General features: G+C 74.3%; 19 protein-coding genes and 1 pseudogene. 6 read left to right on the plus strand and 14 right to left on the minus strand.

Annotation, left to right across the window (positions count from 1 at the left end; all coding sequences use genetic code 11):
* Window positions 1-29: 29 nt before the first annotated feature.
* Together OG689_RS09665 and OG689_RS09670 are read right to left on the minus strand one after the other, a co-directional pair.
* On the minus strand, window positions 30-455 hold the full coding sequence (locus OG689_RS09665) for an NUDIX domain-containing protein (protein ID WP_266319396.1): 426 nt from the start codon (window positions 453-455) through the stop codon (window positions 30-32).
* Window positions 456-511: 56 nt separating this feature from the next.
* A complete protein-coding gene (locus OG689_RS09670; RefSeq protein WP_266319398.1) occupies window positions 512-1,201 on the minus strand; it encodes an HAD family hydrolase in 690 nt (229 codons plus the stop codon).
* A 296-nt stretch (window positions 1,202-1,497) separates the two neighbouring features.
* Between OG689_RS09670 and OG689_RS09675 the strand changes: the two genes are divergently transcribed.
* From OG689_RS09675 to OG689_RS09685, 3 genes are all read left to right on the plus strand, one after another.
* A complete protein-coding gene (locus tag OG689_RS09675) occupies window positions 1,498-1,893 on the plus strand; it encodes a ribonuclease (RefSeq protein ID WP_266319400.1) in 396 nt (131 codons plus the stop codon).
* A gap of 362 nt (window positions 1,894-2,255) precedes the next feature.
* On the plus strand, window positions 2,256-5,672 hold the full coding sequence (locus tag OG689_RS09680; protein ID WP_266319402.1) for a carbohydrate binding domain-containing protein: 3,417 nt from the start codon (window positions 2,256-2,258) through the stop codon (window positions 5,670-5,672).
* A 95-nt stretch (window positions 5,673-5,767) separates the two neighbouring features.
* Window positions 5,768-6,100, plus strand: a complete 333-nt coding sequence (locus OG689_RS09685; protein WP_073921753.1) for a hypothetical protein — start codon at window positions 5,768-5,770, stop codon at window positions 6,098-6,100.
* 29 nt (window positions 6,101-6,129) lie between these two features.
* Here OG689_RS09685 and OG689_RS09690 read toward each other — a convergent pair whose 3' ends face one another.
* On the minus strand, window positions 6,130-7,269 hold the full coding sequence (locus OG689_RS09690; RefSeq protein ID WP_266319404.1) for an alpha/beta hydrolase-fold protein: 1,140 nt from the start codon (window positions 7,267-7,269) through the stop codon (window positions 6,130-6,132).
* A gap of 324 nt (window positions 7,270-7,593) precedes the next feature.
* Between OG689_RS09690 and OG689_RS09695 the strand changes: the two genes are divergently transcribed.
* The gene (locus tag OG689_RS09695) at window positions 7,594-8,409 is read left to right on the plus strand and encodes a nucleotidyltransferase domain-containing protein (RefSeq protein WP_266319406.1); all 816 of its coding nucleotides are present in this window, start codon (window positions 7,594-7,596) and stop codon (window positions 8,407-8,409) included.
* Window positions 8,410-8,431: 22 nt separating this feature from the next.
* Here the strand turns inward: OG689_RS09695 and OG689_RS09700 are convergent, their stop codons facing one another.
* The 8 genes and pseudogenes from OG689_RS09700 to OG689_RS09735 all read right to left on the minus strand — a co-directional run bounded on the left by OG689_RS09700 (window position 8,432) and on the right by OG689_RS09735 (window position 18,759).
* Complete coding sequence (locus OG689_RS09700) at window positions 8,432-9,364, minus strand: phosphotriesterase (RefSeq protein WP_266319408.1); 933 nt, start codon at window positions 9,362-9,364, stop codon at window positions 8,432-8,434.
* Window positions 9,361-9,780: a carboxymuconolactone decarboxylase family protein gene (locus OG689_RS09705; RefSeq protein WP_266319410.1), complete on the minus strand. Its 420-nt coding sequence runs from the start codon at window positions 9,778-9,780 to the stop codon at window positions 9,361-9,363. Before OG689_RS09705 ends, OG689_RS09700 begins: the two co-directional genes overlap by 4 nt.
* A gap of 14 nt (window positions 9,781-9,794) precedes the next feature.
* Window positions 9,795-10,373 (minus strand): DUF4865 family protein, encoded by a 579-nt coding sequence (locus tag OG689_RS09710; protein ID WP_266319412.1) that lies wholly within the window; start codon window positions 10,371-10,373, stop codon window positions 9,795-9,797.
* Between the two features lie 101 nt (window positions 10,374-10,474).
* Window positions 10,475-11,050: a TetR/AcrR family transcriptional regulator gene (locus tag OG689_RS09715; RefSeq protein WP_266319414.1), complete on the minus strand. Its 576-nt coding sequence runs from the start codon at window positions 11,048-11,050 to the stop codon at window positions 10,475-10,477.
* 234 nt (window positions 11,051-11,284) lie between these two features.
* On the minus strand, window positions 11,285-13,426 hold the full coding sequence (locus tag OG689_RS09720) for an MMPL family transporter (protein WP_266319415.1): 2,142 nt from the start codon (window positions 13,424-13,426) through the stop codon (window positions 11,285-11,287).
* Window positions 13,427-13,714: 288 nt separating this feature from the next.
* On the minus strand, window positions 13,715-17,662 hold the full coding sequence (locus tag OG689_RS09725; RefSeq protein ID WP_266319417.1) for a BTAD domain-containing putative transcriptional regulator: 3,948 nt from the start codon (window positions 17,660-17,662) through the stop codon (window positions 13,715-13,717).
* Window positions 17,663-18,111: 449 nt separating this feature from the next.
* Window positions 18,112-18,222, minus strand: a pseudogene (locus OG689_RS09730) (LLM class flavin-dependent oxidoreductase); the annotation flags it as partial.
* 27 nt (window positions 18,223-18,249) lie between these two features.
* A complete protein-coding gene (locus tag OG689_RS09735; protein ID WP_266319419.1) occupies window positions 18,250-18,759 on the minus strand; it encodes a group III truncated hemoglobin in 510 nt (169 codons plus the stop codon).
* 156 nt (window positions 18,760-18,915) lie between these two features.
* Between OG689_RS09735 and OG689_RS09740 the strand changes: the two genes are divergently transcribed.
* Window positions 18,916-19,905, plus strand: coding sequence for an aldo/keto reductase (locus OG689_RS09740; protein WP_266319421.1), 990 nt, complete (start codon window positions 18,916-18,918; stop codon window positions 19,903-19,905).
* 16 nt (window positions 19,906-19,921) lie between these two features.
* On the opposite strand, the gene OG689_RS09745 is transcribed toward OG689_RS09740, so the two are convergent.
* On the minus strand, window positions 19,922-20,245 hold the full coding sequence (locus tag OG689_RS09745; protein ID WP_266319422.1) for a hypothetical protein: 324 nt from the start codon (window positions 20,243-20,245) through the stop codon (window positions 19,922-19,924).
* Between the two features lie 52 nt (window positions 20,246-20,297).
* On the opposite strand from OG689_RS09745, the gene OG689_RS09750 reads away from it, so the two are divergent.
* Window positions 20,298-20,519, plus strand: coding sequence for a hypothetical protein (locus tag OG689_RS09750; protein ID WP_266319424.1), 222 nt, complete (start codon window positions 20,298-20,300; stop codon window positions 20,517-20,519).
* Here OG689_RS09750 and OG689_RS09755 read toward each other — a convergent pair.
* Window positions 20,506-21,582, minus strand: coding sequence for an LLM class flavin-dependent oxidoreductase (locus tag OG689_RS09755; RefSeq protein ID WP_266319425.1), 1,077 nt, complete (start codon window positions 21,580-21,582; stop codon window positions 20,506-20,508). The genes OG689_RS09750 and OG689_RS09755 overlap by 14 nt on opposite strands.
* A gap of 3 nt (window positions 21,583-21,585) precedes the next feature.
* The gene (locus tag OG689_RS09760) at window positions 21,586-22,491 is read right to left on the minus strand and encodes an ABC transporter substrate-binding protein (RefSeq protein ID WP_266319426.1); all 906 of its coding nucleotides are present in this window, start codon (window positions 22,489-22,491) and stop codon (window positions 21,586-21,588) included.
* Between the last annotated feature and the right edge of the window lie 53 nt (window positions 22,492-22,544).

The following is a 22,544-nucleotide window of genomic DNA, read 5'->3' on the forward strand; positions in this document are numbered from 1 at the left end:
CGGATACCGGCCACGGCCCGCGAGCGGTGTCAGCCCCGGCCGGAGCGGTACAGCGCGAGCGTCGGGGCGAGCTGCGAGTGCTGCGGGGAGGGCAGCGCGTCCGGCGCGAACCAGCCCAGTTCGTCGAATTTGTGCGGCTCACCGATCGCCACCCGGGCCGGGTCCACCTCCACCGCGAAGACCACCGCGACCCAGTGCGAGGCCGGGTCCGCGCGCAGGATGTTGCGCACCCCGATCGTCTCGATCGCCAGGGCCGGGGCGGTGTACTCCTCCTCGACCTCGCGGGCCACGGCGGCCTCGAAGGTCTCGCCGAACTCGAGCGCCCCCGCGCCGGTGTCCCAGGTGCCCGGCTCGTCCCGCGCCCCGGCGCCGCGCCGGGCCAGCAGCACCCGCCCCGCGCCGTCGTGGCAGACGAAGACGCAGGAGACGGTGGGGGCGGGAGCGGGAGCGGACATCGGATCGCTCATCGGGTCGGGCCTTTCGTCAGCGGGTGCGGAATTCAGGTACCGGCTCAGAAGTGGTCGAGGAGCTCGGTGAGACTGCGCAGGTGGAGCACTCCGGTGTCGGCCGGGTCCAGCTCGGTGTGCTCCAGCACCCAGGTGTTGTCGTTGGGGATGAAGACGGCGTTCAGGCCGGCCCGGCGGGCAGGCAGGATGTCCGACTTCGGGGAGTTGCCGATCATCCATCCGTCGGCGGGCACGATCCCGTGCGAGGCGACGAACCGCCGGTAGGTGGCCTCGTCCTTCTCGGGGACGATCTCCAGCGCGCGGAAGTACCGCGCCAGCCCGGAGGAGTCGATCTTCCGCCGCTGCTCCTCGGCGTCACCCTTGGTGAGCAGCAGCAGCGTGTGACGCTCACCGAGACGGGCCAGCGTCTCGGCCGCCCCGGGGACCGGCTCGACCTGAAAGCTGATCAGCACGGCGGCCAAGGCATCGATCTCGGCGATCTCGGACGCCGTGGCGGGCCGGCCGCGCAACCGCCCGACACAGTCGCGGAGACTGCGGACCAGCATCCGGCTGCCGTAGCCGTGGGTGACCGCGTTGGCCGACTGGACCTCGTCGAGGACGGCGCGCAGTTCGGCCCGGCCGAGGGCCGGATGCGCCAGCCAGTCCAGGAAGTCGGCGATCACCCGCTCGAAGACCACGTTGTTCTCCCACAACGTGTCGTCGGCATCGAACACCAGCACCTGATCGGCCCTCAACTCCGGCCTCCGCTCTTCACTCCCGACCCCCGGACGGGGCTGCCCTCACGCTAACCCGGGGGCGGGGCGACCCGCAGGTGGTTATCCGGGGGCCGGCTGACACCTCCCGGGGCGGCGAACCGGCCGGAGGGGGGTGTCGCCAAGGTGTGCGTCAGGTGCGCACGGAGTGGACGCCCGGCCGGTCGGCGGACGCCGGAAGTCGGCCGGGTTTTACGGCAGTTACGCGTACATGAAGAGTCGCCGCAGAGTACTCGGACGCCTTCCGCGGGCGCCCGGGCGGGCTTCAGACTGCTGCCATGCGAAACACTCTACGCGCGTTGAAGACCCGCGCCGCCTCCGTCGCCGCCGTCGGCCTGCTCACCCTGGCCCCGACCGCCGTGTTCGCCGCGGACGCGCACGCCACCGTCAGTGGCAGCGTCTGTCTCACCGCCCTGCCGAGCCAGGCGAAGGACACCCTGAACCTGATCGCGACGAACGGGCCGTTCCCGTACTCGCAGGACGGCATCGTGTTCCAGAACCGGGAGGGCGTGCTGCCCTCGCAGAGCACCGGCTACTACCACGAGTACACCGTCAAGACGCCCGGCTCCTCGACCAGAGGCGCGCGCCGGATGGTCACCGGCAAGGTGTACCACGAGGACTACTACACGGCCGATCACTACGTGACCTTCCGCAAGGTCAACTTCGGCTGCTAGCCCACCCCGACCTCACGCCGCCGGCCACGGCGGCCGACCGCGACAGCGCCGCCCGCACCCCGACCCCGGGGTGCGGGCGGCTTCGTCGTGCCCCGAGGAGGCCGGCCCGGAGGAGCCGGTGCCTCCGGACCTCTTTACGCCGGATTTACGGACGAGTACTCTCCTGAAACATCTTGCAGAGCTTTGCGCAAGACAGGATCGCAGCACCGCAAGCCCTCCCCACCCCACAGGGCAGCGGTGAAGAGCCCCAACGGCGCAGCGCCTGCAAGATCTTGCGGCGCTCGACGCTGCCCACGGGCCGCGCGCTCCTCCCCCACCCGACCGGCCGCCCCACCCGGCGGCCCGCCCCGAGGAGTCCCGTCGTGGACCTCATTCGCCATGCGCCCCGCCGCAGCGAACGTCACCGGCACCGCAGACCACTGGCCGCCGTGCTGGCCGTGCTCGCCGGCCTGCTCGCCACTCTGATCCCCGCCCTCAGCGCCCACGCGGCCACCACCGCCACGGTCTACTACAAGCCGACGTCCGGCTGGTCCACCGTCGACCTGCACTACGCCCCCACCGGCGGCAGTTGGACCACCTCGCCCGGCGTCCCGATGGACGCGGCCTGCGACGGCTGGTTCAAGAAGACCGTCGACCTGGGCGCCGCCACCGGCCTGGCCGCCACCTTCAACAACGGCGCCGGCGCCTGGGACAACCACAACGGCGCCAACTACGCCCTGGGCAGCGGCGTCAGTGCGGTGACCGGCGGCGCGGTGAGCAGCACCGACCCGTGCGCGAACGCCACGCCCACCTCGGCCACCGTCTTCTACTCCACCACGACCACCAACTGGTCGGCCTACTACCTGCACTGGGCCCCGGCCGGCGGCAGCTGGACGACCGCCCCGGGCACCCGGATGACGGCCGCCTGCGACGGCTGGGTGAAGCTGACCGTGGCGCTCGGGACGGCCACCAGCTGGCAGGCGACCTTCAACAACGGCGCCGGCACCTGGGACAGCAACGGCGGTGCCAACTACCAGCTGGGCACCGGCTCGATCACCGTCAAGGCCGGCGCGGTCGCGCACAGCGACCCGTGCGGCACGACCGACCCGACCCCGTCGCCCTCCCCCTCCGCGAGCGCGAGCGCGACCGCCTCGCCGTCCGCCACGGCGACCACGACCCCGACGGCCACGGCCACGGCGAGCCCCACCGCGACGGCGACCGCGACCACGCCGCCCACCGGCACCTCGGCCACCGTCTGGTACTCCACCACCAGCGTCGGCTGGACCACCGTCAACCTGCACTGGGCGTCCACCGGCGGCACCTGGACCACCGCCCCCGGCATCGGCATGGACGCCGCCTGCGCCGGCTGGGTCAAGAAGACGGTCAGCCTGGGCACCGCCACCGGCTGGCAGGCGACCTTCAACAACGGCAACGGCGTCTGGGACAACAACAACGGCGTCAACTACCCGCTGGGCAGCGGGAACAACACGGTCAAGGACCGGACGGTGACCACCTCCGCCACCGACCCGTGCGCCGCGGTCGTGCCGGACACCACCGCCCCGACCGTGCCGGCCGCCGTCACCGCGAGCACCACCGCCACGGCGGTCGTGCTGACCTGGAACGCCTCGACCGACAACACCGCCGTCACCGGCTACCAGATCACCCGGATCGGCGGCACCAAGGGCACCTCCGTGGTCAACACCGGGTCCACGGTGTACTCCGAGGCCAACCTGGAGGCGACCACCTACTACTGCTGGACCGTGAAGGCGCTGGACGCGGCCGGGAACCTGTCCGCCGCGAGCGCGCCCGGCTGCGCCACCACCGGTACCGCGCCGCCGCCGGCCGCCGGCGGCACCCCGCTCGGCGGGGACCCGCGCAAGGACCCGATCTACTTCCTGCTCACCGCCCGCTTCTACGACGGTGACACCAGCAACGACCGGGGCGGCAGCCAGGACGTCAAGTCGGGCAACGCGGCCAACAACGACCCGATGTTCCGCGGCGACTTCAAGGGTGTCGTCCAGAAGCTGGACTACATCAAGGCACTCGGCTTCTCCGCCATGTGGATCACGCCGGTGGTGCTGAACCGCTCGGACTACGACTACCACGGTTACCACGGGTACGACTTCTACAAGGTCGACCCGCGGCTGGAGTCGGCCGGCGCCTCGTACCAGGACCTGATCAACGCCGCGCACGCCAAAGGCATCAAGATCTACCAGGACGTGGTCTACAACCACAGCTCCCGCTGGGGTGCCAAGGGCCTGTTCACGCCCACCGTCTACGGCGTCCGCGACTCGCAGTGGAGCTGGTACTACGACGCCCCGAACGCGGGCTTCGAGTACGACGGCCTGACCGTCGACCCGGTGTCGGGCAAGTCGTACTACAACGGCGACATGTGGTCGACCACCGCGCCGGCCGGCAACACCTGCGTCAACTGGGGCGTACCGACCGGGGGCAGGAGCGCCGAGGGCTACACGGTCTACAACTGCCAGTGGCCCAACCCGACGTCGGGGATGTTCCCGAAGGCGCTGTACCACCAGTGCTGGATCGGCAACTGGGAGGGCGAGGACTCGCGCTCCTGCTGGCTGCACGAGGACCTGGCCGACTTCAACACCGAGAACCCGGTCGTCCAGCAGTACCTGATCGGCGCGTACAACAAGTACATCGACATGGGCGTGGACGGGTTCCGGATCGACACCGCCGTGCACATCCCCCGGGTGACCTGGAACCGCCGTTTCCTGCCGGCGATCTACAGCGAGGTCAACCAGAAGTTCGGGGCGGCCAAGGCGGCCGACTTCTTCGTCTTCGGCGAGGTCGGCGCGTTCGTGAACGACAAGTGGAACCGCGGCTCGGTGAACCACTCGGCGCAGTTCTTCACCTGGAAGGAGCGCAAGGAGTACACCTCCGACGACGTGCAGGCAGCACTCGACCAGTTCACCTACGAGAACACCATGGGCACCGCGAACCAGCCCACGTCCAGCAACGCCTTCCTCAACGGGAACAGCTACCACACGCCGGACAGGAGCCAGTTCAGCGGCATGAACATCATCGACATGCGCATGCACATGAACTTCGGTGACGCCTCCAACGCCTTCAACAACGGCAAGGACTCGGACGACTCCACCAACGACGCCACGTACAACGTGGTCTACGTCGACAGCCACGACTTCGGGCCGAACAAGTCGAGCACCCGGTACGCGGGCGGCACCGACGCGTGGGCCGAGAACATGGCGCTGATGTGGACCTTCCGCGGGATCCCGACGCTGTACTACGGCTCCGAGATCGAGTTCCAGGCCGGGAAGCAGATCGACTGCGGCCCGACCTGCCCGCTGGCCACCACCGGGCGGGCCTACTACGGCGACAAGATCGCGGGCGAGGTGACCGCCTCCGACTTCTCGGTGGTCTCCGGCGCCTCCGGCGCGGTCGCCGGCACGCTGGCCCAGCCGCTGGTCAAGCAGGTGCAGCGGCTGAACCAGATCCGCCGGGCGGTGCCGGCCCTGCAGATGGGGCAGTACTCGACCACGGGCGTGTCGGGTGACATGGCCTTCAAGCGCCGCTACACCGACGCGGCCAGCGGCACCGACTCGTTCGCGCTGGTCGCGGTGACCAACGCGGCGACGTACACCGGGATCCCGAACGGCACCTACAAGGACGCCGTCAGCGGTGACGTCCGCACCGTCACCAACGGCACCCTGTCGGTCGCCGCCCCCGGCAAGGGCAACCTGCGGGTGTACGTGCTGGACCTCGGCGGCAGGAACACCGCCCCGGGCAAGGTCGGCACGGACGGCCCGTACCTGAAGTAGGGCCGAAAGGCCGACACCGTCGGATAGGTTGGTGGGGCGCGCCCGGGTGACCGGTCGCGCCCCACCGACACGAGACGACGAGGACAAGCCCAGCCATGACCGCGCCACTGCCCGCCTTCGCCGGCCGTACCTACCTCTTCCAGGTCGACAACGGCGCCGAGTTCCGCAACGCCTACTCGGCCGACGGGAAGCGTCTGCGCTGGGAGGGCCTCGGCGAGTCGGCCGGGCAGTGGGAGGACGTCGCCCTGCACGTGGCGCAGGTGGGCCCGGAGCAGTACTTCGTCAGCTGGACCGAGCAGAGCGGCATCACCGTCAGCCATGTGATGGACCTCGCCGAGCTGACCGTCCGGGCCTTCTGGACGTACGAGGGCGAGGGCGGCCGGGTCGGCGAGCTGCACACCGGCACCCTGGCGCCGATCGCGCCGTAGCGAGCCCGGCCCGGCCGGCCCGTACGGCATCACGTCCCGGCCGGGACCTTCAACTGCTGGGAGAGCCACTCCAGCGAGGAGGGCAGCAGCCGCTCCCAGGTCTGGAAGTTGTGCCCGCCGCTCTTCAGCATGCTGAACGACACCTTCATCGGCGCCCGGACGGCGGCCACGAACTCCTCCGTCTGCCGCCGGTAGTCACCGTCCCCCTCGCGGGTTCCGGCAAGCAGCACGGCGACCCTCGGGTGCGGCGGGTGGTTCAGCCGCCGGATCAGGTCGGCGTCGTCCCGGCGCTGCGAACTGCCCCGGAACAGGTCACCGGTGGTGGCGTCCTCGGCGGCGCGGTAGTAGCCGGAGAGCGAGACCGCGCTCGGGAACACGTCGGGGTGACGCATGGCCAGCTTGAGGGAGCAGTAGCCGCCGGTGGAGTTGCCCATCAGCCCCCAGGCCTGCGGGTCGGCGGAGACCCGGTAGCTGCCGAGGACGGCCCGGGGGACGTCCTCGGTGAAGTACCGGTCGGACTGCGGGCCGCCGGGGACGTCCTCGCACTCGGTGTCCACGGGCATCGCCGGCGAAGGGCGCATCATCACCAGCACGGTCGGCTGCATCCGGCCGCTCTGCAGCAGCCTGAGCGCGGCCCCGGGGTAGTTGAGCCTGGTCACCAGGTTCCGGGCGTCACCGGGGAAGCCGGTGGTGACGATCACGGCCGGGAACGTCCGGTGTGCGTACTCCGGCCGGAAGTACTGCGGCGGCAGGTAGACGTAGCCCTCGGTGCTGAGCCCGGTGGTGGCGCCGGGGATCCGCACCTGCTGGATCTCCCCGGCCTGGCCGGGCTCGCGGCCGACCGCCCCGCCGCCCTTGACCGGGACCCGCCCGAGCGGCTCCACCCGGTCGCCGCGGCCGGCGTCGAGCTTCGTCCGGATGGTGACCGGGCCGTCGTCCCCCGAGCCCAGCAGGTCGTCCCAGCTGCTGTAGAAGGCGAAGTAGTTGTTGGCGAGAAGGCCGATCACCACCAGCAGGGCGAGCTGGGTCGCCATGATCGTCCCGAGCCGGCCCAGCACGGCCGTCCAGGTGGGCCGGGCGAATCTCGGCCAGATCCGGACCGTTCCCACCGTCACCAGGACGACGAACAGAACGCTCAGTGCCAGCACCTTGTGGCTTGTCAGGCCCATGTCCTACTTGCTCCCCGATCGAAGTCGTACCCCCGCCCCAACGACACCCCCGGGGTCGGCCCGGGTCCACGGGCCGACCGGACCGGGCCGGGCACGATGATCGAGTTTATCCTCCGGCCGGGCGGAAATCCGCAGGTGGCGCACGGTGCCGCCCGGCCGGCGAGGTGGCCGGGCGGCACGGGGGAGGTCGGCACGTACGGGGAGGCGGGTCGGGCGGGTGGGGCGCAGCGGTCAGGCGGCCCGGCGGCGGGCCCTGCGGCCGTCCGGCCGGGCGTCCCGGAAACCCGTTGGCGCCCGGCAGGCAGGGCCCGGCAAGGTGTGGGCATGACTGCTCCAGGACTCGACGAGGACGGCCACATCGCCCGCGAGGGCTCCCTCGACCGGGTGCCGACCGCCTTCGCCGGGGTGGTGGCCGACGCCCGGGCCCGCATCGGGGCGCTGTTCGGCCCGGCCCGGCTGCACAGCGCCTACCTCTACGGCAGCGTCCCGCGCGGCACCGCCACCCCCGGCGTCTCCGACCTCGACCTGCTGCTCGCCCTGCGCCGGCCGCCCACCGCCGCCGACCGGGCCGACGCCACGGCGCTGGCGGCCGGGCTGGACGCCGACCACCCCGTGATCGACGGCGCCGGGATCCTGCTCTTCGACGTGGACACCCTGCTCGGCGAGCTCGAACGCCACGACCTCGGCTGGTTCGTCGCCTGCCTGTGCACCCCGCTGCTGGGCGAGGACCTCGCCGCCGGGCTGCCGCGCTACCGCCCGACCTCGCTGCTCGCCCGCGAGACCAACGGCGATCTCGCCGGTCTCCTCCCCCGCTGGCGCGAGCAGCTGGCCGCCGCCCGCACCGACGCCGAGACCAGGACGCTGGCCCGGGCCGTGGGCCGGCGCGTCGTCCGGACCGGCCTCACGCTGGTGATGCCGCGCTGGGGCGGCTGGACCAGCGATCTCGACATCTCCGCCGAGGTGTTCGGCCGCTACTACCCCGAGCGGTCCGGGCAGCTGCGGCTGGCCGCCGACCTGGCCCGCCGACCCTCGGCCGACCGGGCCGCGCTCACCGTACTGATCGACGACCTGGGGCCCTGGCTGGCCGCCGAGTACGCGGCCGTCCACGGGGTGAAGGCCCCACGCCCCACCGGCCCCTGAAGGGGTACCGGCCACCGGCCGGTCAGGCCCAGTCGGCCGCGAAGGCCCGGGCCGGGTTGGCCACCAGCAGCCGCTCGGTCAGGTCGGCGCCGAACTCCCGGGTGATCCGCTCCGCCAGGCCGCCGACCAGGAAGGCCGACCCCGGCGCGCCCCGGGCGGCCCGGGTGGTGGTGTCGCCGCCGAGCAGCAGCTGACCGGCGTGGCCGGCCTCGACCAGGGCGGCCAGGGTGTCGAAGAGGTGGTGGTCGGTGGCGTGGTTGGCCCGGGACGGACCGTCGAGCGCGAGGAAGGCGCCCGACTCCGCGACCTGCCGGTGCAGCCGCAGATCGGGAAACCGGTTGAGGTGCCCGAGGATCACCCGCGCCGGCGGCACGCCGAGGCCGCCGACCAGCAGGTCCAGCACGTCGGGGGCGCCGGTGCCGAGTTCGTGGTGCACGCCGATCGGCGCGCCGGTGGCGTGGTGGGCCTCGGCGGCGGCCGTCATCACCCGGCGGGCGTGCCCGTCCAGGCCGTGGAACCCCCCGGCCACCTTGATCAGGCCCGCCCGTACGCCGCTCGGCCCTGCCGCCGGCCCGCCGCCGTCCGCCCGCAGACCGACCGTCAGCTCCTCGGTGAACAACCGGGCCAGGACGTCGACCCCGGACAGGCCCCGCAGCACGGCCGGGTCGTAGTGCACGTCCTGGTGCAGCCCGGTGGCCGCCACCAGGTGGACGCCGGTGGCCCGGGAGAGCCCGGCCAGCCCGGCCCCGCCGCGACCCATCCCGTACGGGGTCCACTGCACCAGGGCGCGGCCGCCGGCGGCGGCGAAGGCCCGCAGTTCGGTCCCGGCCGCCGCCGGGTCGTCCAGCTCCTGCCCGGGCAGCAGCGGGGAGGCGAGGAAGAGGTGGTCGTGCGCGTCGCAGACGCCGAGCAGCGCCGGGTCGACGTCCCCCAGCACGGTGCGGACGGCGCTCACGCGCCGGCCCCGGTGCCCGGGGCCTCCTCCGCGAGGGTGGCGGCGACCACCCGCAGGCCGGCCAGTGCCTTGGGCACCCCGACGTACGGCGCCAGGTGGACCATCACCTCGATGATCTGCTCCCGGGTCAGCCCGACCCGCAGGCTGTTGCGGACATGGTCGGCGAGCTGCGGTTCCACGCCGCCGAGGGTCGCCAGTGCGGCGAGGTTGACCAGCTGGCGGTCCCGCAGGTCCAGGCCGGGGCGCTGGTAGGTGCCGCCGAAGAGACTGGTGACGATCCAGTCGGGAAAGCCGGGCGCCAGCTCGTCCAGGCCGCGCAGGGTCTTGTCCTGGGTGTCCTGGCCGGCCAGCTCGTCGAGCAGGCGGTGGCCGGCCTCGCGGTCCAGCGGGGCGTGGGTGAGGTCGGGCAGTGTCATCGGGTCAGGTCCTTTCACCAGTGCCGGCCGGCCGGCAGGTCGTGGAGCCCCGGACGGGACAGGTGCAGCAGCTGGTAGCGGGTGCCGTGCCGCTCCGGGGCGCTCCCCCGCCACAGGGCGGTGCGCAGCAGCTCCCAGCGGCCGGGGTCGACGGCGACGGCCGCGCTGTGCAGCGCCTCGTCCTCGGGCAGGTCGGCGAGCGCGCGTTCGACCGCCTCGGCGGGGTCGGTGCCCTCGGGGATGCGTTCGGTGCGGCGGGTGGCGGTGAGCGGGACGGCGGCCACGGCGGGGCCGGTGCGGAACCCGGCGCCCAGCCAGTGCCGGACCACCGGGCGGCCGAAGTCGGTGACGATGCCCCGGAAGCCGGGCCCCCAGAGGAAGCTGTTCATCCCCTCGGCGGTGTTCCAGAGGTAGAACGGCGCGTACTGGTTCACCGGCGAGCCGCTCCCGTCGCCGCGTTCGCGGACCAGGTAGGCCTTGAGGCCGAGCCCGGGGTAGGCGTCCATCAGGTGGCCCCGGGTGGCGACCCGCTGGCGGATGATCTCCATGTCGTAGTCGGCGGGCAGGGTGATCTCGTACTGCATCGCGTGCACGGTGGTCTCTCCGGTCGGGAGGTGCTGGCATGCGGCGGGGCCGCGGTCGCGGCGGTGACCGCGGTGACGGGCGGCCTCGCGGGGTGCGACGAGCCTGCGGCTCAGGGACCGGCCGGCGCGTTCAGGCCGGCGAGCAGGCCGAGGGCGCCGCGAACGGCCTGCCGGAACGGCTCGGGGCTGTCGGCGGCCCGGGCCAGCACGTAGCCGCCCTGGACGACGGCGACCACGGCGGCCGCCGTGTCGGCCGGGTCGGCCCCGGGGACGAACTCACCGGCCGCCCGGCCCTCGGCGATCACCTCGGCGATCCGGCCGCGCAGCCAGTCGAAGGTCTCCTCGACCGGGGCGCGCAGCCGCGGGTCGGCGACCACCTCCGGGTCCTGCGCCATCCGGCCGATCCGGCAGCCGCGCAGCACCACGCGCTCGCGCAGCAGGTAGGCCTCGATCCGCTGGTAGGCGGTGCCGGGCCCGGCCAGCCGCTCCTCGGCGACGGCGCGCATCTCCTCGGCGCTGCGCCGCAGGGCGGCGGCCGCGAGGTCGGGCTTGCCGTCGAAGTGGTGGTACATGCTGCCCTGCCCGACGCCGGCCCGCTGCTGGATCGCCTTGGGGCTGGTGCCGATGTAGCCGCGCTCCCAGAGGAGCTCCTGGGTGCTCTCGATCAGCCGGTCCTGGGTTGCCATGACCTCACTGTACATACCAGTAGGTACAGAAGACCACCCCCTTTGCTCCGGGACGTTTGTTCCGGGACGTTTGCTCCGGGACGCGACAGGGGGCCGCCGGCCACGGGCCGGCGACCCCCTCGGCCGGCGGGGCCGGCGGGTGGCACACGTCTGACGGTCGTCCGTCCGGAGCGGTGTCAGTGAGCTTGAAGCGATGGGATCGTCATACCGTCGGACGGTACGTACGGATGTGGTTCAGACGCCGACCCGCTCGCGCTCCCTGACTGCCGGCGCCGGGCCGTCCCCGTGCTCGATCCGCAGCTCGGGCAGCAGGCGGTCCAGCCAGGCCGGCAGCCACCAGTTGGCGCGGCCGAGCAGGGTCATCGTCGCCGGGACGAGGACGAGCCGGACGATCGTCGCGTCGACCAGCACGGCGGCCGCCATGCCGACACCCATCATCTTGACGGTCACGTCCGGGTCGATCGCGAACCCGATGAAGACCGCCACCATGATGGCCGCCGCGCTGCTGATCACCCGGCCGGTCGCGGAGAGCCCGCGCACCACGCTGCCGCGGGCGTCCCCGGTGGCCAGCCAGTCCTCACGGACCCGGGAGAGCAGGAAGACCTCGTAGTCCATCGAGAGGCCGAACAGCACCGTGAACATCAGGATCGGCACCCAGGAGGACACCGGCACCGAGTGCGGCAGGCCGAGCAGTTCCGCCCCCGCGTCGGTCTGGAAGACCGCCGTCATCACGCCGTAAGCGGCGGCCACCGAGAGCAGGTTCATCGCCGCCGCCTTCACCGCGATCACCGGCGCCCGGAACAGCAGCGTCAGCAGGATCAGCGACAGCGCCACCACGAACGGGACCACCACCCAGAGCCGGGACGCCAACCGGTCCGAGATGTCGGAGAAGACCGCCACCACCCCGGTCACCTCGGCGCCCTGCGGCAGCAGGCCGGAGCGCATCCGGTCCAGCAGCTGCTGGGTGCGGGTGTCCTGCGGGCCGGTCCGCGGCTGGACCGAGACCACGGCCGCGTCCCCCGCGCCGTTCACCAGCGCCGGGGCCACCGCCGCGACACCCGGATCGGCCTGCAGCCGGGCCGCGATCGCGGGAAGCTCGGCAGCCGCCACCTTGCGCAGGTCGACCGTGACCAGCAGCGGCCCGTTCGCGCCCGGCCCGTACCCGGCGGACACCAGGTCGTACGCCTTGCGGGTGGTGTTGGACTCGGCCTGGATGCCGGCGTCCTGCGGCCAGGTGCGCATCGCCAGCATCGGCGCGGCCAGCGCCAGCATCACCACCAGCGAGGCCAGCGCCGCCGCCACCGGCCGCCGGCCGATCAGCCGGGCCCAGCGCTCGGTACGGGTCGGGCCGACCGGCTCGGCGGCGGACTTCCCCTCGCCGCGCCGCTCGGCCCGGCGCAGCAGCCGTTGGCCGGCCAGCGAGCAGAGCGCCGGAACAAGGGTGAGCGAGGCCAGCATCACCGCGCCGACCACCGCGAAGGTCGCGTAGCCGAAGGAGGAGTAGGTGGCCAGCCCGGCCAGCTTCAGGCCGAACAGCGACACCAGGACGGTGGAGCCGGCCACCACCACCGAGGAGCCGGCCGTGGCGGTCGCCTCGGCCGCGGCCCGCTGCGGGGTCAGCCCCTTGCGCAGGCCCTCGACATGGCGGCTGACCAGCAGCAGCGCGTAGTCGATGCCGACCCCGAGGCCGACCATGCTGGCGACGGTGGGCGCGGTGGCGCTGATGTCGGTGACCGCGGCGAGCAGGTAGATCACCGCGCTGCCGAGGCCCAGGCCGGCCAGCGCGACGATCAGCGGCAGACCCGCCGAGACCACGGTGCCGAGCGCGAGCACCAGGATGATCAGGGCCGCGACGATGCCGATCGCCTCGGCGGTGCCCGAGGGCGCGGAGAAGTTCTCCGGCAGCTGACCGCCGAACTCGACCTGCAGGCCGCTGTGTTCGACCGGCTCGGCGGCCGCGCGCAGCGCGTCCAGGCCCTCCGAGCCCTCGAAGGAGGTGACGGGTATCCGGTAGGTCAGGGCGATCAGCGCGGTGTCGCCGGACTCCGAGAACACCGGCGGCGCCACGATCGGGGTGCCCCGCAGCCCGGCCAGCCGGCCGGCCAGCTCGCCCAGCACCGCGTCCGGCACCCGGGCTCCGGTGCGGTCGTGGACCACGACCCGGGCCCCGGCCCCGGACATCTCGGGGAAGCGCTCGGCCAGCAGATCGGCGCCGGCCTGCGAGCGGGTGCCGGGCACCCGGTAGGAGTCGCGCGGCGTGCCGCCGACGGTGAGCGCGAGGGCGAAGGCCGCGGTGAGGAGCAGCAGCCAGGCGACCAGGGTGCGCCACGGTCTGGCCGCCGCGGCGCCGCCGAGGCGGCCGAGGAGGGAGGACATCAGGAGCCTTTCGGCAGGTACGGGTTCGGGACGGCGCCGCGAGGAGCAGTGCTGCGGGGGCACCGTGCGGAAGTCCCGCCGATCGTGGCAGGGGCGGCTTGGAGTCGGCTTGGGATCCGGTTCCAAGCGGTCGTCGGTGCGCTTGGAACCGGGCGCTCGGACCATCGCGCCCGGAACAGTGCGACGGGGACAGTACGTCTAGAACAGCGGGTCCGGAACAGCGGGTCCGGAACAGCGGGTCCGGAACACGGCGGCGGGGACGCCGGCGCGGGAACGCGGCGGCCGGGGTCAGTGCAGCGGGCCGAGCTCCGCGAGCGCGCGTTCGGCCTCCGCCGTCCAGGCCGCCGACTCCCAGCGCCGGGCCACCGCGGCGGCCTGCCGGAAGTGCCCGGCGGCCTCCTCCGGCCGGCCCAGCAGCAGGGTCAGCTCACCCAGCGACTGGGCGACCGGCCGGAGTGCGATGGAGGTGCTGGCGCTGCCCGCCACCAGGTCGCGCAGCGGGAGCAGGTCCTCGATCAGCTCGGCCGCCTCCGCGCGCTCGTCCAGCGCGATCACGGCCATCGCCCGCACGGTGAGGAACAGGGAACGGTAGTAGTCCGGCGGCAGGACGGTCGGCTCGGCGCGGGCCGCCCGGGCCTCGGCCGGCCGGCCGAGGGCGACCAGGGCGAGCGCGTGGATGTCGGCGGCCAACGCCCCGTAGACGGTGCGCATGTGCTCGATCAGCGGCAGCTGGGCGGCCAGCCGGCCCTCCTGCAGGGCCATCACCACGGTGGCCAGCGCGGCGAACCCCTCGGCGTGCACCGAGCCGCGGGCCCGCAGTCCGGCCACGGTCAGGGCGTACAGCCGCTGCGCCTCCTCGGTGCGGCCGGCGGCGGAGGCCAGCATGGCCAGCTGCCCGTTGCCGACGTCGAGGAGTTCGGCCAGCCCGTACGACTCGGCGATCTCCCGGGCGGCCTCGACATGGGCCCGCAGCGCCGGCAGGTCGCCCGCGGTCGCCGCCACCGAGGAGGCCAGGTACTCGGCGTGCCAGCGGTAGGCCGGCAGGTCGTGCTCGGTGGCCACCCGGGCGAGTTCGGCGGCCGTCGCCCCGCGCAGGTCGGAGGCGAGTTCGTAGTCGTGCACCCGGGCCTGCGCGGCCAGCGCCATCGCGAGCAGCCGCGGGTCGCCCTCGGCCCGGGCGATCGCCAGTGCCTCGGCGGCCGCCTCCCACCCCTCCGGGCGGCCGGAGCAGTCGAGTTCGTAGGTGAGCGCGTCGAGCAGCCGGCAGCGGGTGGCGGCCGGCATGCCGGGGTGGTCCAGCAGCGCGGTGATCGAGTCGACGGCCGCCTGGTCGAAGCTGCCGTACGGGTGGGTGACCCAGGGGGTGGGCTCGGTCCAGGCCGTCCAGGCGTCGATCAGCAGGTCGTGGCGGCCGGCCTCGCGGGCCAGGCGCAGCGCGGTCGCCTTGGTCTCGGTCGCGGCGGCCACCGCGCCCATCCTCACCTGGGCGCGCAGCAGGTCGGCGAGCAGCGCGGTGCGCCGGGCCTCACGGTCGCCGCCGTCCGGGGGCAGTCGGTCGAAGCTGTCCAGGGCCTGCCGGAGCAGCGCGGCGGAGGTCTCGTGGGCGTAGCGGCGCTCGGCCGCCTCGGCCGCGCGGACGCAGTAGTCGACCGCCAGGCCGGCCGTGGCACTCGTGGCGGCCTGGGTGTAGTGGTGCGCCAAGGCCTGGATCCGGTCGGGACGCAGCTCGCGCAGCGCCTCGGCGACCCGGCCGTGCAGCCGGGCCCGGCGCAGTCCGCCGAGGTCGGCGTACAGGGTGTCGCGGACCAGGGCGTGGTTGAACCGGACGGTGCCGGGCCGGGGTTCGGTCAGCAGGCCGCCCTCGACGGCGGCCTCCAGCGCTTCGAGCAGCTCGTCCTCGTCGGCGTCCGAGGCGCGCAGCAGCACCTCGGCGTCCGCCTCGCGGCCGACCACGGCGGCCAGCCGCAGGGCGGCCACCGCGGTCGGCGGCAGCCGGTCGAACCGGCGGCGCAGCACGTCCCGGACACCCTGCGGCACCTCGTGGACGGCGACCAGGGCCCCTTCACGGGCCAGCAGCCGGGCGCTCTCCAGCAGGTAGAACGGGTTGCCGCCGGTCCGGTCGGCCAGCGCGTGCACCGTCCCCGGGTCGACGGCGGCCGCGCAGACCGAGCCGATCAGGCGGCCCGCGTCGGCCTCCCGGAGCCCGGCCAACGGGATCCGGTGCGGCGAGCGGCGGGCCAGGACCGCCAGGGCGTCGGTGAGTTCGCCCTCGCCGGGGCGGTGTGCCAGCACCAGCAGCAGCCCGGGGGTGGGCGGCCCGCCGGCCAGGTCGGTGAGCAGGTCTCGGGTCTCCCGGTCGGCGGCGTGCAGGTCGTCCAGCACGATCGCCACCGGCCGGTCGGCGGCGGCCCGGTGCAGCCAGTCGCCGACGGCCCGGTGCAGCCGGAACCGCCCGACCAGGGCGTCGGAGCGGCTCCAGGGGGTGCGGTTCTCCGCGGTGCGGGCGTCCGGCGTCCGGGTGGTGAGCGGCCGGCCGTGGGGCGTGCGGGCTTCGGGCATGGGCGTGGGCGTGGGCGTGCCGAGGGTGCGGACGGCCTCCCGGCCCGAGTGACCCGGGCCCCGGTGGTCCGGGCCCCGGTGGTCCGGGCCCGGCTCCCCCGGCCGACCCGCGAACAGGCCGCCGGGCGGACGGAAGGCCACGGACCCGCCCGGCTGCCGCAGGACGTCGTCCCGGCCGGTGGCGGCTCCGGCCACCGAGGTACTGCCCGTGACGGTCGGCGCCGACACCGCGAAGGCCTGGACGGTGCCCGGGGTGCGGTCCCGGTCCCCGTACGGGCCCGGGTCCGGGCCCAGGCCCTGGTCCAGGACGGGTGCCAGCGCCACGGCCAGGTCGCCGTCCGGGGGCGCCTGACGGGCAAGGTCGCGCAGCGCCTCGGTCCAGGCCCAGGCCGGCGGGGCGCCCTCGCTCTCCGGGCAGCGGCCGCTCGCCGTCCGCCAGCCGGCGGCGGCCAGTTCCGCGTGCAGGTGGGCGAGCAGGGTGGACTTGCCGGCCCCGGCCTCGCCGGTGACGATCGCGACGGCCGGGCCGCCGCCGGCCGCCTCGGCGGCGGCCCGGCGCAGTGCCAGCAGCTCGGCCTCGCGGCCGACGAAGAGCGGGCCGGCCGGCGGCCGCGTGGGCCGCCACGGCTCCACGGGCCGCCCGCCGGGGACCCAACGGCCGGGCAGACCGTCGACGACTCCACCGCCGAAGACCGTCCCGCCGAGGACCGTCCCGCCGAGGACCGGCCGGTCGGCCACCGAGTGTCCGGCGGCCGCGCGGTCGACCACGGCCGGAACCGGGCGGCGGTCCGCGGGCGCCAAGGCCTGTTCCTGAGCCCGGGCCTGAGCCTGGACCTGCTCCTGGGCGGGCCTGGCGACGCCCAGCAGCTCGGCGCCCAGCAGCTCGGCGCCCGGCGGCCCGGTGCCCAGCGGCCCGGTGCCCAGCAGCTCGGTGCGCTGCTGGAGGATCGCGGACTCCAGGCCGGCCAGGGCGGGCCCCGGATCCAGGCCCAGCTCCTCGGCCAGAACAGCCCTGGCCCGGCGCAGCACGTCCAATGCCTCGGCCTGGCGGCCGGTGTGCCAGAGGGCGAGGGCGAGCAGCCGCCAGCCCTCCTCGCGCAGCGGGTCCTCGTCGGTGAGGGCCCGGGCCTCGACGGCGGCCTCGTCGGGCCGGCCGAGCCGGACGGCGAGGGCGGTGCGGTGCTCGCGGGCGGCGAGCCGCAGCTCGGTCAGCCGGGCGCTCTCGCCGACGGCCCACGGCTCGTCGGCGAACTCGGCGTAGGCGGCGCCCCGCCAGAGGGCCAGGGCCTCGTCCAGCAGGGCGAGCGCGGCACCGGCCCGGGGCTCCGCCCGGACCTCCTCCAGCAGCTGCCCGAAGCGCCAGGCGTCCACCGAACCGGCCGGCAGCCGGAGGGCGTAGCCGGGCGGCTCGCTGACCAGCAGCCGGGCGGGTTCGCGCGGGCCGCGCCGGGGTTCGAGCAGCCGGCGGAGGTTGGAGACGTACGCCTGGACGGAGGCGGCGGCCTTGGCGGGCGGCCGGCCCTGCCAGAGGTCCTCGATGATCCGGTCGACGTGGACGACCTCGCCCCGGGCGGCGAGCAGTTGTGCGAGCACACCGCGCTGGCGCGGACCACCGAGACCGACCCGGTCGCCGCCGACCTCCGCAGCCAGGGACCCCAGCACCGTTATCCGCACCATCGTGGGAAGCAGCCTATGCGACGGCGCGCCGGACCCTCCCGGCGGATTCCGGGAGCCGTGCCGCTCCGTCCGGGCGGCGGGGCCCCACCCCTGCGGCGGCCGGCCGGCGCCCGCCGGACCGCGCGGCACGGGCCCGGCGGCCCGCTCGCGGATCACCTGGTGTACGGACGGGCCGGACCCGTCCGGGCGGGCGGGCACCCGTAGGGCCGTGCGCCGCCCCCCGGCGGCCACGGCCCGGGGCCGGCCGCGCGTCGGCAGCGGAACGGCCCCCTCCGGGATGCTTTGCCCACGTACACCGTCCGTCACTCCCGCCTCGACATGCTCCCGGTGAGGCGTACGTCACGTCCTGACGGACCGTCAGCGTGTTTGGTGGCGATTTTCCCCCGGCGGCGGCCCTCCGACGGCCGGCGGCCCTGCCGGGCACCGGCGCCCCGGCAGTCGCCGGGGATCGCGTCGTCCTCGGCGACCCGGACGGGGTCGAGAACGCTCAGCATCGTGACGGTGGCGAACAGCCGGATCGCCGAGGTGCGGGCGGCGATCGCGCCGAGCAGCACCGGCGGGTGGCACCGGGCCGCCCGTCGCGGCTGTCAGCTGCGCAGCAGCACCGCCGACAGCGGGACGAACCCGCCGCCGGCGCCCTCCGGGGCGTCGGTGGACCCGCCGGAGGTTCGGCGCAGCAGATTCACGGCGATCCGTTCGCCCTGGGCCTTGGCCCGCTCGGCCACCGGGCCGGCGTGCAGACCGTCCACGGCGGCGGTCCACAGCTGCACCCAGCGTCCGAAGTGCTCGGCGGTCATCGGCCGGTGCTCGTGCAGCGCGGCGTGCGGGGTGAAGGCGTTGCGGCGGTAGGAGGTGGTGCGCAGCAGCGCGCTCTCCCAGAAGTCGGTGATGTGCGGCAGGTGCGCGTCCAGGTCCAGCCCGGCGATCTCGGTGAAGTACGGGCCGATCAGCGGATCGGCGAAGGCCGCCAGGTAGAAGCGGCGCAGCAGCGTTTCGAGGTCGGCGCGGGTCGCGATGTCCGGCCGGGCCGCGGCGCGGGTCGCACCGGCCGCACCACCGGGTTCGGCGGCTGGTCGGGCCGGGCGCGGCGGCGTCATGGCGGGTCCTCTCGACGGGCTGGCTGCCACGGTACGGGCCCGGCCGGGCCTGCGACAGGGCCGTTGGTCCCCGGCCCGGCCCGGGGCCCCGTGCGGACCGGCGCCGCCGCCGTGGACGTGCTCCCCCGCCGGGCCGGGAGCTGGCAGGATGGCGCCATGACCTACCTCGCCGCGGACGACCGCTACACCTCGATGACCTACCGCCGTGCCGGGCACAGCGGTGTGCAGCTGCCCGCCGTCTCGCTGGGGCTGTGGCACAACTTCGGTGACACCCAGCCGCTGGAGGTGCAGCGCGCGGTGCTGCGCCGGGCCTTCGACCGGGGCATCACGCACTTCGACCTGGCCAACAACTACGGCCCGCCGTACGGCAGCGCCGAGCGCAACTTCGGTTACCTGTTCGCCCAGGACTTCCGTCCGTACCGGGACGAGCTGTTCATCGCCTCCAAGGCGGGCTACGACATGTGGCCGGGCCCCTACGGCGACGGCGGCTCCCGCAAGTACCTGCTGGCCAGCCTCGACCAGTCGCTCGACCGGATGGGCCTCGACTACGTCGACGTGTTCTACTCCCACCGCTTCGACCCCGACACCCCGCTGGAAGAGACCATGGGGGCGCTGGACACCGCCGTGCGCTCGGGCCGGGCGCTGTACGCGGGCATCTCCAACTACCCGGCGCAGCAGCACCGGGAGGCGGTGGCGATCCTGCGCGGGCTGGGCACGCCGATGCTGCTCAACCAGGTGAGCTACTCCATCCTGAACCGGGCGCCGGAGGAGGGCTTGCTGGACGCCGTCGGCGACACGCAGACCAGCCTGATCGCCTTCTCCCCGCTCGCCCAGGGTCTGCTGACCGACCGCTACCTCGGTGGCGAGGTGCCGGCCGGCTCCCGGATGTCGGTCGGCCACTTCCTCAAGGAGGCGGCGCTGACGGGTTCGAAGCTGGAGCAGCTGCGGGCCCTCAACAAGGTGGCCGAGGGCCGCGGGCAGAGCCTGGCGCAGCTGGCCCTGGCCTGGGTGCTGCGTGACCCGCGGGTGGTCTCGGTGATCATCGGCGCCAGCAGCGTCCGGCAGCTGGACCAGAACATCGACGCCCTGGCGGGCGGCCCGCTGTCGGCCGAGGACCTGGCCGAGATCGACCGCCTGAGCCGCTGACCGCGGCACGTCCCGCTCACTGCTGGACGGACGCCCCGGTGTCGTGGTCGCTGATCTCCGTGATCCGGCACGGCACCGGGCCGTCCGGCACGGAGGCGACGGACGCCGAGGGGTTCGGGTCGGCCACCTCGTTCCTGCCCGTCCGGAGCGGCTCCACGTCGTCGACGTAGATCGTGTCGCCGGCGAGCCGGTCGGAGTCCGACCCGAACACCAGCACGGTGGTGTACGTGTGCGCCGTGTCGGGGTCCTCGTTGTTCACGTACACCGTGCCGTGCAGGACCGGCACGCCGTCAGCCCGGCTCAGCCGGCAGTCGGAGACGCTCCACGCGGCATGCTCCACCGGTACGAGCGGGCTGCTCGCCGCCCCCGGAGCCTCGGAGGACGACCCGGGCGTGCCGCCCGAGCCGGCCGCGGCCGCCCCGGTGATCACCGCCGAGGCGACGGCCGTGCGGGACGCGGCGACGGGGCTCGGGCCGGACGTCGGACGCGTCCTGTCCGTGGTCCTGCTGCACGAGTGCGCCATGAGGGCGATCAATCGGGACGACAGGGCCGGGCCCCCGGGTCATGCCGGCCCCAGGCCCCCGCTGCCGGCGCCGAGCGTCATCGCCGGTTGATCCCCAGCGCGGGCAGGACGGTCTCGGCGACCCGGTGGGCCTCCTCCAGCAGCGGGTTGCCGGAGAGGATGAAGGTGTCGACGCCGAGCGACTCGAACTCCTGGAGCCGCTCCACCACTTGGGCGGTGCTGCCGACCACGGCCGTGCCGGGGCCCGGACGGAACAGGCTCATGCCCGGCCAGAGGTTCGGGTGGGTCTCCAACTCCCGTGCGTGCGCCGGGACCTTGCCGCCGTGCTGGCGGAACTGCCGCTGCCAGCCGACGCCGTCCTCGCCGCCGCGGTTGCCGAGCTGCCGGGCGTAGGTGGCCTGGCTGGTGACGTCGAGCAGCCGGTCGGCGGCCGCCCAGGCCTGGTCCTCGGTGTCCCGGACGATCAGGTGCAGGCGCAGTCCGATCCGCAGACTGCGGCCGTGCGCCGCGGCTCGCTCGCGGACCTTCGCCAGCTTCTCCCTGAGCAGGTGCGGCGGTTCGCCCCAGGTGAGGTAGACGTCGACGTGCTCGGCGGCCATCTCGATGCCGGCCGGTGAGCTGCCGCCGAACCAGAGCGGGATGCCGCCGGGCTGGACGGGGGTGAGTTCGCGCAGGCTCGCGCCGGCGTTCCTCAGGTCGTAGAACTCGCCCTTGTGGTCGAAGACCTCACCGGCGGTGAGGCGCTTGACGATCGACCAGTACTCGGCACTGAGCCGGTACCGGTCGTCGTGCTCGACGTGCAGGCCGTACTCCCGCAGCTGCTCGGTGGACCCGTTCACCACGTTGAAGCGCAGCCGGCCGCCGTGCAGGTGGTCGAAGCTCAGCGCCATCTTCGCCAGCAGGGTGGGCGCCACCAGGCCGGGGTGGACGGCGAGCAGCGGCTTGAAGCCGGTGCTGGTCGCGGCCGCCAGCGCGCTGCCGAGCGTCCAGACGTCGTACAGGTCGGTGGCGAGCAGGGCGCCGGTGTAGCCCAGGCGGTCGACGGTGCCGGCGAGTTGCTGGAGGTAGCCGAGGTCGACCGGGCGGCGGCCGGCCGGCTCCCACGGGTAGTGGCCCTCGCGCGGGATGATGTACCAGAGGACTTCGGAGGCCATCGGTCAGACCGCCTTCGCGAGCGCGGCGGCCACGGGGGCCTCCAGCGCCGGGAGATGGGCGTCCGCGACGGTGATCGTCCGGTCGATGAAACCGACAGCGTGGAAGATGTCGGCCGCCTCCTGCTGCTCGGCGACGAACGCGGCGGTGGCGGGCTCCAGCCGCCACGGCAGTGCGGTGAGGGCGGTCAGCCAGTCCTCGGTGCTGCCCCCGAGGTCGGCGGCGGCGATCGCGGCCGCCTCGGCGGGGTTGGCCGCGACCCAGGCGTCGGCACGGGCCAGCGCGGCGGTGATCGCGGCGACCACGTCGGGGCGGCCCTCGGCGAAGTCGCGGCGGGCGAAGAACACCGAGCGGTCGGTGATCACGTCGCCGGTACGGACCAGAACGCGGAACTCGCCGGTCCGCAGCGCGGCCGCCAGTTCGGCACCCTGGGCGATCCAGCCGGCGATCTCGCCGGCCCGCAGCTGCGCGGCCGGGTCGGAGCCGGGAGCCGGGCGGACCGGCCGGACGTCCTCGGCGTACGACAGGCCCTCGACGTGCAGCGCCTTGGCGAGCAGGTGGGTCTGCCAGGAGCCGATGCCGAGGACGACGGTGCCGCCCTTGAGCCCGGTGATACCGGTGACCGGGCCGTCGGCCAGGACGAGCAGCGCGCCGTGGTCGGGGCGCGGCGCCGAGACCGCCGTGTAGACCAGGTCGTGGCCGGCGGCCTGGGCGGTGACCGGCGGGGTGGAGCCGGTGCCGCCGAGGTCGATGGTGCCGTCGGCGAGCAGGGCGCCGGTGCGGGTGCCGTCCGTGTAGTGGTGGAAGACGCCGCTCTCACCGAGCGGCGCCAATTCCTCGGCGAGGAAGTCCAGGCGGGCGAGGTGGTAGAGGGACGGGTTGCTGCTGTGGACACCGATGGTGACGGTCATGGGGATCGCTCCGGCTTCAGTACGGGAGGGCGGGGGGTTTCGGGCGGAGGTGG

Source organism: Kitasatospora sp. NBC_00240 (assembly GCF_026342405.1).
GTDB lineage: Bacteria > Actinomycetota > Actinomycetes > Streptomycetales > Streptomycetaceae > Kitasatospora.